Origin of the sequence: Pseudomonas vlassakiae (genome assembly GCF_014269035.2) — a bacterium.
Taxonomy (GTDB): Bacteria; Pseudomonadota; Gammaproteobacteria; order Pseudomonadales; family Pseudomonadaceae; genus Aquipseudomonas; species Aquipseudomonas vlassakiae.
The window spans coordinates 96,886-108,032 of sequence record NZ_JABWRP020000018.1 but is presented as its reverse complement, the minus strand read 5'-3'; the positions used below and the strand labels follow the sequence as shown (position 1 = coordinate 108,032).

The following is an 11,147-nucleotide window of genomic DNA, read 5'->3' as shown; positions in this document are numbered from 1 at the left end:
AGTCTATTTCGTTGTTGATGGGGGAGACGGGGCGGGATTGAGGTGTTTTTGCGATGGGTAGGGCTTGAGGGATTTGTTGCCTTTGAGATCGAGCGCCGCCCGCGCGGCGCTCGATCGCATAGGCGCTGAAAGCAGCAAGGCAAACACAAAAAGGTCCATAATCCCCCCTTAATCCCCCCATAGTGCAATGCCGCCACACCACTCCGGGAGCCACCACCATGCACGTTCTGCTCTGCGAGGACGACGACCTGATCGCCAGCGGCATCTGCGCCGGCCTCACCGCCCAGGGCCTGACCGTCGATCGCGTGGCCAATGCCGCCAGCGCCCGGGCTCTGCTGCAGGCAGCGCAGTTCGACGTGATGATCCTCGACCTCGGCCTGCCCGACGAAGACGGCCTGAAACTGCTGCGCCGCCTTCGCCAGCAAGGTGTGGACCTGCCCGTGCTGGTGCTGACCGCGCGCGACGCCGTCACCGATCGCGTCGACGGCCTGCAGGCCGGTGCCGACGACTACCTGCTCAAACCCTTCGACCTGCGCGAACTGGCTGCGCGTCTGCATACCCTGCTGCGCCGGGTGGCGGGGCGGGCGGTCAATGTGATCGAGCACGGCCCGCTGCGCTACGACCCGAGCAGCTGCGAAGCGTCCCTGGCCGGCCAGCCGGTAGACCTGTCGCGGCGCGAGCAGGCGCTGCTCCAGGCGCTGTTGCAGAACCCCGGCCGGGTGCTGTCCAGCGAACAACTCAAGGACTGTGTGTACGGCTTCAGCGACGAGGTCGAGAGCAACGCATTGAACGTCCATATCCACCACCTGCGCCGCAAGCTTGGCAACAGCATTGTCGAAACCGTGCGCGGTCTGGGTTATCGCCTGGGGCCGGCACAGGCGCCAGAGGAAGCCGCTTCATGAGCCTGCGGGTACGCCTCAGCCTGATTCTCGGCACCGCCTTCATCATCATCTGGGCGCTGGCAGCCGCGTGGATGTTGCGCGACCTGCGCCAACAGATGATGTTCTCCCTGGACCAGCGCCTGGTGGCGTCGGCGCGCATGGTCGCCGGGCTGATCGACCAGCTGCCGCAACCGTTGGCAGCCAAGGGCGAGGATGCTCATTTTTCCGCCGACCAGTTGAGTGTGCCCGACGGTATGGCCTGCCAGGTGACTTCCCTGCGCGGCGAGATCCTTGCCAGCAACCACAAGCACGACGGCGCCATGGATGACCAGCGCAGCGGCTTCCGCGATCAGACCATCGATGGTGCGTTGTGGCGCACCTTCACCTACAACCACGGTGACGTGCGCATCACCACCGCCGATCGGCACATGGAGCGTGAGGCGCTGAACCAGTCGATTCTGCTGGCCGCCTCGGCGCCGGTGCTGATGGCCTTGCTCGGCAGCCTCGGGCTGCTGTGGATCGGCTTGGGCAAAGGCCTGGAACCGCTCAATCGGATGCGCGACGCTTTGCGCCGACGGCGTGCCGACAGTGTCGAGCCGTTGCAGGTGGCCGGCTTGCCCAGCGAGCTGCAACCCTTGCTCGATACGCAGAACCAGCTGTTCCTGCGTATCGCCCAGACCATCGAGCGTGAACGGCGCCTGACGGATGATGCCGCGCACGAACTGCGCAGCCCGCTGACGGCGATCAAGACCCACCTGCAGGTGGCGCGCATGACCGACGGTGCGGTGCGCGAGCAGGCGCTGGAGCATGCTGAACAAGGCGCCGACCGCATGCATCGGACCCTGGAGCAGTTGTTGATGCTGGCGCGGGTCGAGGGCAGCCTGTCGTTCGACGACGGCGTGCAGTGCAGCGCCGAGCAGGTTGCCCGTCAGGCAGTGCAGGACGCCGGCGGCGGCGACAACCGGCGTATCGTTTTGCACCTGCCGCAGGAGGCTGCACAGATCTACCTGGGCATGCCTGCGCCGCTGGCGGTGGCGGCCTTGCGCAACCTGCTGGACAACGCCCTGCGCCATGGCGGCGATACCGAGGTGGAGCTGGAAGTGCAGATGGCCGATGGGCAGGTGGGGTTCATGGTGCGCGACCATGGTCCGGGGATTGCCGAAGCCGATCTGCAGCACCTGACCGAGCGTTTCTGGCGCAACGGGCAGAGCGGTGGCTGTGGGTTGGGGCTGGCGATCGTTCAGGCGATCGTGCAGCGCTGTGCTGGCAGCCTCAGGTTCGACAGCCGCAGTGATGGGCTGCGGGTGGTGCTACAGGTGCCAGCGCGTGGGGCAAGCTGATCTTTATTGCCTGTACCGGTCCTTTCCCGGGTAAACCCGCGAAAGGGCCGGTACAGGCTAGCGAATTTCCCGCAACAACCGCTAAATCCTCCCCGCACTCAAGCGTTTTCCAAGCGATAACTGCCCATTCGCTTGCTTGCGAGGATTCACCCATGTCCACCGCTACCAGCCTTGCCCAGGTCCCGCCGGCCAGCGCGCCGCAACCATTGTACGAATTCACTGACTCGCCCTTGCTGCAGCGCCAGCAGCAACAGGAATCCAATGCCCGCAGCTACCCCCGGCGCATCCCGCTGGCGCTCAAGCGTGCCCGTGGCATCTACGTCGAGGACGTCGAGGGCCGTCAGTTCATCGACTGCCTGGCCGGTGCTGGAACGCTGGCCCTGGGTCACAACCACCCGGTGGTGATCGAAGCGATCCAGCGCGTGCTGGCTGACGAACTGCCGCTGCACACGCTGGATCTGACCACGCCGGTGAAAGACCGCTTCGTCCAGGACCTGTTTGGCATCCTGCCTGACGCCTTGCGCCGCGAGGCCAAGGTGCAATTCTGCGGCCCGACCGGCACCGACGCGGTGGAGGCAGCGCTCAAGCTGGTGCGCGGCGCCACCGGGCGCAGCACGGTGCTGGCGTTCCAGGGTGCCTACCACGGCATGAGCCAAGGCGCGCTGAGCCTGATGGGCAGCCACGGCCCCAAGCAGCCACTGGGGGCATTGCTGAGCAACGGCGTGCAGTTCATGCCGTACCCCTATGACTACCGTTGCCCGTTCGGCCTGGGCGGAGAAGCCGGGGTCAAGGCCAACCTGCATTATCTGGAAAACCTCCTGCTGGACCCGGAAAGCGGCGTACCGCTGCCAGCGGCGGTGATCCTTGAAGTGGTGCAGGGCGAAGGCGGGGTGATCCCGGCCGATATCGAATGGCTCAAGGGTGTGCGGTGTATCACTGAAACGGCTGGTGTGGCGCTGATCGTCGACGAAATCCAGAGCGGCTTTGCCCGTACCGGGCGGATGTTCGCCTTCGAACATGCCGGCATCGTGCCGGACGTGGTCACGCTGTCCAAGGCCATCGGTGGCAGCCTGCCGCTGGCGGTGGTGGTGTACCGCGACTGGCTGGATACCTGGAAGCCAGGTGCCCACGCTGGCACCTTCCGCGGCAATCAGATGGCCATGGCGGCCGGTTCGGCGGTGATCGACTACCTGGTCGAGCACCGTCTGGCCGAACACGCCGAGGCCATGGGCCTGCGCTTGCGAGGGCATCTGCAGCGGCTGCAGCGGGATTATCCGCAACTGGGTGATATCCGTGGCCGGGGCCTGATGCTTGGGGTGGAGCTGGTCGATCCACAGGGGCAGACCGATGCATTGGGCCATCCGCCTGCCAACCGGGTGCTGGCACCGAAGGTCCAGCGCGAATGCCTCAAGCGTGGCTTGATCCTTGAACTGGGCGGGCGCCATGGCGCCGTGGTGCGCTTCCTGCCGCCGCTGATCATCAGCGCCCAGCAGATCGACGAGGTGGCGCAGCGCTTTGCCGAGGCCGTGGCCGCCGCTGTGTGAATCCGGAAGGGCCGCGTTGCGGCCCTCCTGTCAGGCCTCGTCATGCCCAGGCTGAATCAGCCCTTGTCCGCATGCGTCAACTGCCAACCACCCCCGAGTGCCTTGTACAACGCCACGCTGCCCTGCAGGCGAGCCAGGCGCAGCCGCGCTTGCTGGTCCTGGGCGAGATAAAGCGTGCGCTGGGTTTCGAGCACGCTCAGCAGGGTCTCGGCCCCGGCCGCGTAGCGCCGTTGAGCCAGGTCGAAGGCTAGCTGTGCTTGCTCGACCTCCCGGTCCTGCCACTGGCGTTGCTGTTCAACGCCGTGGACGGCATTGAGGGCCTTTTCGACATCGGCGAAGCCGGCCAGGATGCTGTTGCGGTAGCTTTCCAGCAGCTCGTCCTGCTCGGCTTCGGCCAACTGCTGAGCCGCCCGCAGCCGGCCGTTGTTGAAGATCGGCGCGACCAGGCCGGCAGTCAACGTGTAATAGGTACTGTCGAAGACCTCGGGCAGGGTGCGTGCGCCGGTGCCGAGGTTGGCGCCCAAGGTCACTTTCGGTAGCAGGGCTGCCCTGGCGACTTGCACATTGGCGCTGGCGGCGGCCAGGCGAGCTTCGGCGGCGGCGATGTCCGGGCGCCGGGCAAGCAGTTCGCTGGGCACGCCGCTGCCAACGGGCGGCCAGTTCACGGTGGCCAACGTTTCGCGGGCGGTGGGCAGGGCCTGGACCGGGTCGCCCAGCAGTGTAGCCAGGGTAACGCGGTTGTCTTGCCACTGTTGCTCAAGCAGCGGCACTTGCCGTTCCTGGGCGGCGACCAGGCTGCGCTGCTGGGCCAGTTCCAGGCGTGTCGCCGAGCCGGCGCGCTGACGCGTTTCGACCAGCACCAGGACATCACGGGCGTTACGCAGGTTGAGGCGGGCAATGCGCAGTTGTTCTTCCAGGGCCAGGCCCTGCAGGTAACTGTTGGCCACGCTGCTGACCAGCGTCAACTCGACCGTCTGGCGATCGAAGCGGCTGGCGTCGAGACTGTGCAGGGCACTTGCGCGGGCCGCACGCAGGCCGCCCCAGAAGTCGATCTCGTAGCTGGCGACCAATTGCATGCCGAACGACGTGCTGGTCCGTTCGTATTGGCTGACATCGAGCTGGTCATAGCCCTCGCCGTGCAGCAGGCGCTGGCGGCTGCCGTCGAGCTCGAACTTGAGTTCCGGCAGCAGCGGCGCTCCGGCGATCACCGCCCGTGCCTGAGCCTGGCGCACGCGCGCCGTGGCGGCGGCAAGGTCGTGGGCATTGGACCGGGCGCGTTCGACCAGGCGGCCCAGCTCGGCGCTGTCAAAGCCCTGCCACCATTGTGCCGAGGGCAGGCTGGCAGCAGGTTGGAGAGTTGTGCTTTGCCAGACCGAAGGTGCAGCGATGCCGCTGGGTGGTACGGGCGGCAGGCTGCAGGCGGCGAGGCCCAGGCTCAGGGACAACAGGCTGATGCGGCTTGGCAGGGTCATGGGTTATTCGCTGGTGAGGGCTTTGACCGGGTCGAGTCGGGCGGCTTTGCGGGCCGGCATGAAGCCGAACACGATGCCGGTGAGAACGGCGCAGGAGAACGCACCGAGCATGGCGGGCAGGGTGAAGGCCACGGCAACCTGGCCCAGCATCAAGGCGCCGCCGATCAGCAGGGCCAAGCCGATGCCGGCCATGCCGCCGACCATCGACAGCATCACCGCTTCGCTGAGGAACTGGCGCAGGATGTCGTGCTGGCGTGCGCCGGTGGCCATGCGGATGCCGATTTCGCGGGTGCGTTCGCGCACGGTCATGAGCATGATGTTCATCACCCCGATGCCACCGACCAGCAGCGAGATCGCGGCAATCGCCCCGAGCATCAGCGACAGGCTGTTCTGGGTGCGTGCCTCGGCCTGGATCAGCGCGGCCGAGTTGGTCAGTTCGAAATCGTGACGGCCCTGGTGACGCTGGCGCAGCAGGCGGTCGACGGCAGCTTCGGTTTCATCGACCCGCGCCGCGTCGGCGGCGGCGACGGTGATGTAGTCGGGGGCCCGCTGGCCGAACAGGCGGATCGCCGCGGCCGAGTAGGGCACCACGATGCGTCCGTCGGCATCCTGGTCGCCGGAACTCGCGCCTTTGCCGGCGAGTATGCCAATGACCTGGAAGGGTACGTTGCCTATCAGCAGGTACTGGCCAAGCGGGTCGCGGTCTGGCTCGAGCATTTTCTCCCGGACTTTCTGGCCGATCACTGCCACCGCTGCGCCACTGGCTTCGTCGGCATCAGTGAAGAACGCCCCTTCCACCGCCGGCCAGTTGAAGATCAGCGGGAACTGGTTGTTGTTGCCGCCCACGTAGAACTGCTGGCTGTTGTTGTCATGGCGCACCATCACCTTTTCGCCCAGCACCGGCATGATCTGCCGGACCTGCGGTAGCTGGGCAATGGCGTCGACGTCGTCGAGGGTGATCGTGCCGGCAGGTTCGCCCAGTGTGGCGGGCTTGCTGTTGAGGTAGAGGATGTTCGAGCCGAAGGCGGCCATCTGCGCCATGACCTGGCGCTTGCTGCCTTCGCCGACGGCCAGCATGACCACCACCGACGCGACCCCGATGACGATACCGAGCAGGGTCAGGGCGGTGCGAAAGCGGTTCACCCACATCACCCTCCAGGCAGCCTGCAGGGCTTCGAGCAGCTCGCCTTTCCAGGCCCCGCGCAGGGTCGCGCCTCGGTCCAGGCGCTGACGCAGGTCGTCGGCTTGCAATGTCTGGCGGGCAGGGCAAGGCGCCTGGTCGGTCGCGCTGTCGCTGATCATCCGGCCGTCGCGTATCTCGATCACCCGCTGGGCACGCGCCGCCACCTTGTGGTCGTGGGTGATCAGGATGATCACATGGCCCTGGCTGGCCAGTTCGTCGAGCAGCGCCATGACTTCGGTGCCGCTGTGGCTGTCGAGCGCCCCCGTGGGTTCGTCGGCGAGGATGATATGGCCGCCGTTCATCAGTGCCCGGGCGATCGACACCCGTTGCTGCTGGCCGCCCGAGAGCTGGTGCGGGCGGTTGGCGCTGCGGCTGGCCAGGCCCAGGCGGGCGAGCAGGGCGGCGGCACGGGCGTGCCGCTCGCTGGCGGGCGTACCGGCATAGATGGCCGGCATCTCGACGTTTTCCTGGGCCGAGCCGGAGGGGATCAGGTGGTAGCCCTGGAACACGAAGCCGAACGCCTCGCGGCGCAACCAGGCCAGTTCGTCGTTACCCAGCTCGGCCACGTGCTTGCCAGCGAAGCGGTAGATGCCCGACGTCGGGCGATCGAGGCAGCCAAGTATGTTCATCAATGTCGACTTCCCGGACCCGGACGCACCCACGATGGCAACGAACTCGCCCGGCTGGATGCTCAGGCTGATGCCGCGCAGCACATCGACCTTGGGGCTGTCCTGGCCGCCGTAGGATTTGCGGATATCGACCAGCTCGATCAGCGGCGCAGTCATTCAGCCTCCGCTGGCGCTGGGGGCGCCCATCAGCAGTTGCTCACCTTCGCTGAGCCCGTCCAGCACCTGGACGCGCAGGCGGTCGCTGAGACCGGTGCGCACCTGGCGCTGCACCACCTTGCCGTGCGGGTCGAGCACGCGCGCGATGGACAGGCCGCCGTTGTCGTCCAGCGCGGCCAGTGGCACGGTCAGGACCTGGCTGGCCTGGCCGGCAACGAAGAATACCTGGGTGGTCATGTCAGCCATCAGCGCGCCATCCGGGTTGTCGACGTCGAGCAACACGGTGTATTGCACCACTTGATTGGCAGCATTCAACGGGCTGCCGCCACCCTGACTGGTCTGTTCCAGTGGTTTGGGTGGAATCGGCAGGATTTGCCGCACCTTGCTGTTCCAGCGGCGTTTGCCTCCGGACAGCGTGGTGAAGTAGGCGGTCATGCCGGGTTTCACCTTGCCGATATCCGCTTCCGAGACCTGCGCCCACACGGTCATGGGCGACAACTTGGCAATGCGCAGGATCAAGGGGGTCTGTTGCTGGGCGTTGAGGGTCTGGCCTTCGCGGGCGTTGACGGCGACCACCGTGCCATCCATCGGCGCATAGATACGCGTGTAGCCCAGTTCCGCCTCGGCGCTGCGCAGGCTGGCCTGAGCCTGGCGGATCTGCGCCTGAAACATGTCGATTCGTGCCTGGGTGACCTTGAGCTGGGCGGCAGCGGCCTGGATGTCCTCATCGCGGGTGGCGCCGGCGGCGGCAAGCTCGCGCTGGCGCTTGAGCTGTCGGTCGGCCAGCTCGAACTGCGCTCGCTGTTCGGCGAGCTGGGCCTTGAGGTTGTCGATGGAGAAGCGCCCGGCGTCCAGCCGCGCCTGCTGGGTGGAAGGGTCGATTTCGACCAGCAGCTGGCCCTTGCGCACCGGGTCGCCGGCTTCCACGTGCAGGGTGCGGATCTGCCCAGAGGCCTGCGCGCCCACATCTACATAGCGCCGGGGCTGCAAGGTGCCCAGGGCCGTGACGCTGCTTTCGATGTCTGCCCGGGTGACCGTGACGGTAGCGAGCGGTTGCGCCCCCATGGGCAGGGTGTGCCAGGCCAGCAGGCAGCCCAGGCTAAGCAGGCCCAGGCCAGCGAGAATGAACTGGCGGCGGGGGGAGGTTGAACGGCTCATGCGGACTTCCAGCCAGGGTAGTGGTCACGCGCTGCCAATCGTGGCACGCACCGAAGTCCCAGATAAACGAAGGCTGGCCGGGTGGATTTAGCCTGAACGAGAGGGTAGAGGGTGTGTTGCTGAGAATAGTTATAATTTGTACTATCACAGCCCGGTATCACTCAGTCCCGCACGTGGGTTGCAAGGACGATTTCAGGTGCTGTTGTGGAACATTATTATCGCGAACTGGTGAGCTTCCTGAGTGCGCGCCTGGGCAATCGCCAGGCAGCGGAGGACGTTGCCCACGATGCCTATCTGCGAGTGCTGGAACGTACCGACAGCGGGCAGATCGAGCATCCGCGAGCGTTCCTCTACCGAACCGCGCTCAACCTGGTGATCGACCGGCACCGGCGCCACCGGGTGCGCCAGGCCGAATCCCTGGATGCGCTGGATACCGATGGGCGCTTGCTCAGCGCGGAATTGCAGCAGGACCTGCAGCTCGACCAGCGCCTGGCCATGATGCAAAAGGCCCTGGATGAGCTGAGCAGCGTGTGCCGGGAGTGCTTTCTGTTGCGTAAGCTCGATGGTCTGTCCCACCAGCAGATAGCCGAGCGCCTGGATATTTCCCGCAGCCTGGTGGAGAAGCATATCGTCAACGCCATGAAGCACTGCCGTGTGCGCATGCGGCTGTGGGAGTCCTGAATCCGCAGTGAAGGGCAGGTGAAAATTCTGTGTGATGGCCACTTGATTTCTCCCCGTTTCCCGACAACTATCTAGATTGACCCCTCCAGGTGCAGCCCTGGTAGTTGCCTGTTGCTGGCGCAGTTCGGTCAGGGAGCTGTCCCTCATTCACCTGACGGCCCAGGTCCGACAATGACAAACAAGACCCTGCGCATCCTGATAGCCGACGAGCACCCGCACCAGCGCCTGCAGCTGGAAAAACTGCTCAATGGCCTTGGCTACTACCGGATTGCCCCGGTCGAGTCCTTTGAAGAGTTGCAGCGGCTGGTGCAGTGCGCCTTGCAACCGTTCAACCTGCTGCTGGGCAATATCGAGCTGGCCAGCCACGCCGGCGTCGACCTGGCACGGTTCTGCCGGGTCAATGCGCAGATTCAGCATGCCTTGCTTTACCATTCGCAACACCTGAAAGTGCCTGTCGTGCCGCAGACCGAGCGCCAGGCCGTCAGTGTGAGCCTGCCCCAGGTACCGGATAACGAGGCACTGCAATCCTTCATGGCAATCATCGACAGCCCCGTGCTGGTCGGCAAGATTGCCCTGCCTTCCGGGCTCAAGGGTGGCCCGGTACCGCCGCGCAAGCCGAGGAACTTCGGCCACACCGTGTTCAGCCGTTAGTGGCGTTGCTGGGGCAAGGCGGCGAGCATTTGCTATCCTCTTGCCCTTTGCCGATCTGCGGACCCCTGCCATGACTGCCATCGATACCGCTCGCCCGCCCCGGTTCAGCCGTAGCGACCACCGGACCCTGGGCCTGGCGGCGCTGGGCGGCGCGCTGGAAATCTACGATTTCATCATCTTCGTGTTCTTTGCCCTGACCCTCAGCCAGCTGTTCTTCCCGCCTCAGATGCCCGAGTGGCTGCGCTTGCTGCAGAGCTTCGGCATTTTCGTCACCGGTTACCTGGCACGGCCGCTGGGCGGCATCCTGATGGCCCACTTCGCCGACCACCTCGGGCGCAAGCGGGTGTTCAGTCTGAGCATCCTGATGATGGCCCTGCCATGCCTGCTGATCGGGGTGATGCCGACCTATGCCGACATTGGCTATGCGGCACCGCTGATCCTGTTGGCGCTGCGCATCCTGCAGGGTGCCGCCGTAGGGGGTGAGGTGCCGAGCGCGTGGACCTTCGTCGCCGAGCATGCGCCAAACGGACGTCGTGGTTATGCGTTGGGCTTCCTGCAGGCGGGGCTGACCTTTGGCTACCTGCTGGGGGCGCTGACGGCGACAGCCCTGGCGCAAGTGTTCACGCCGCAGGAGATTCTCGATTACGCCTGGCGTTACCCCTTCCTGCTCGGTGGGGTGTTTGGCGTGATCGGTGTGTGGCTGCGCCGCTGGCTCAGTGAGACCCCGGTGTTCCTGGCCTTGCGCACGCGTCAGGAGCAACCGGTCAAGTTCCCGCTGCGGCAGGTGTTGGGCGAGCACCGCTCGGCGTTGATCCCGGCGGCACTGCTGACCTGCGTACTGACCTCTGCGGTAGTGGTTCTGGTAGTGATTACCCCGACAGTGATGCAGCAACGCTTCGGCATGACGGCGGGGCATACCTTCGCCTTGAGCAGCGTGGGCATCGTCTTCCTCAATATCGGCTGTGTGCTGGCCGGGCTGCTGGTCGACCGTCTGGGCGCCTGGCGTGCACTGATGATCTACAGCCTGCTGCTACCGCTGGGCATCGGTGCGCTGTATGCCAGCCTGGTGGGGCAGTGGGGCATGACGTGGCTGGCTTATGCGCTGGCTGGGCTGGGCTGTGGCGTAGTGGGGGTGGTGCCCTCGGTGATGGTCGGGCTGTTCCCGGCCGAGATCCGCGTATCTGGGATCTCATTTACATACAACGTGGCTTACGCGCTGTGGGCCAGTACCACGCCGCTGGCGCTGATCGCTCTGATGCCGTGGAGCCCGTGGGTGTGTGTCGGCTTTTGTCTGATCATGGGCACGGTGGGGCTGCTGACCGCCGTGTATTTCGGGCGTCGTGAACCCTTGGCGTTTGCAGCGGAGCCGCTGCCGATCATGTGTGCTGACAAGTTGCACTAGCCGATGCAAAAAAAGCCCCCGACTCTCACGAATCGGGGGCTTTGGGTTGC

The 11,147-nt window shown here is 65.6% G+C and carries 9 protein-coding genes; 6 read left to right on the top strand and 3 right to left on the bottom strand.

Annotation, left to right across the window (positions count from 1 at the left end):
- Nucleotides 1–218 precede the first annotated feature (218 nt).
- The 3 genes from HU738_RS21310 (at nt 219) to HU738_RS21300 (ending at nt 3,765) form a co-directional block, all read left to right on the top strand.
- Nucleotides 219–902, top strand: coding sequence for a response regulator (locus HU738_RS21310; protein ID WP_027921299.1), 684 nt, complete (start codon nt 219–221; stop codon nt 900–902).
- On the top strand, nt 899–2,221 hold the full coding sequence (locus tag HU738_RS21305) for an ATP-binding protein (RefSeq protein ID WP_186603756.1): 1,323 nt from the start codon (nt 899–901) through the stop codon (nt 2,219–2,221). The genes HU738_RS21310 and HU738_RS21305 overlap by 4 nt, the downstream gene beginning before the upstream one ends.
- A gap of 152 nt (nt 2,222–2,373) precedes the next feature.
- Complete coding sequence (locus tag HU738_RS21300) at nt 2,374–3,765, top strand: aspartate aminotransferase family protein (RefSeq protein ID WP_186603755.1); 1,392 nt, start codon at nt 2,374–2,376, stop codon at nt 3,763–3,765.
- A gap of 56 nt (nt 3,766–3,821) precedes the next feature.
- Here the strand turns inward: HU738_RS21300 and HU738_RS21295 are convergent, their stop codons facing one another.
- The 3 genes from HU738_RS21295 to HU738_RS21285 are packed head-to-tail and all read right to left on the bottom strand — an operon-like array spanning nt 3,822 to nt 8,363.
- Entirely contained in the window at nt 3,822–5,237 is a 1,416-nt protein-coding gene (locus HU738_RS21295; RefSeq protein ID WP_186603754.1) for an efflux transporter outer membrane subunit, read from the bottom strand.
- A 3-nt stretch (nt 5,238–5,240) separates the two neighbouring features.
- Nucleotides 5,241–7,205, bottom strand: a complete 1,965-nt coding sequence (locus HU738_RS21290; protein ID WP_186603753.1) for a MacB family efflux pump subunit — start codon at nt 7,203–7,205, stop codon at nt 5,241–5,243.
- Nucleotides 7,206–8,363, bottom strand: a complete 1,158-nt coding sequence (locus HU738_RS21285; RefSeq protein WP_186603752.1) for an efflux RND transporter periplasmic adaptor subunit — start codon at nt 8,361–8,363, stop codon at nt 7,206–7,208.
- A gap of 204 nt (nt 8,364–8,567) precedes the next feature.
- Between HU738_RS21285 and HU738_RS21280 the strand changes: the two genes are divergently transcribed.
- From HU738_RS21280 to HU738_RS21270, 3 genes are all read left to right on the top strand, one after another.
- Nucleotides 8,568–9,044: a sigma-70 family RNA polymerase sigma factor gene (locus HU738_RS21280; protein ID WP_186603751.1), complete on the top strand. Its 477-nt coding sequence runs from the start codon at nt 8,568–8,570 to the stop codon at nt 9,042–9,044.
- A gap of 171 nt (nt 9,045–9,215) precedes the next feature.
- On the top strand, nt 9,216–9,695 hold the full coding sequence (locus HU738_RS21275; RefSeq protein WP_054884073.1) for a response regulator: 480 nt from the start codon (nt 9,216–9,218) through the stop codon (nt 9,693–9,695).
- A 70-nt stretch (nt 9,696–9,765) separates the two neighbouring features.
- The gene (locus HU738_RS21270) at nt 9,766–11,097 is read left to right on the top strand and encodes an MFS transporter (protein ID WP_186603750.1); all 1,332 of its coding nucleotides are present in this window, start codon (nt 9,766–9,768) and stop codon (nt 11,095–11,097) included.
- Nucleotides 11,098–11,147: the final 50 nt, after the last annotated feature.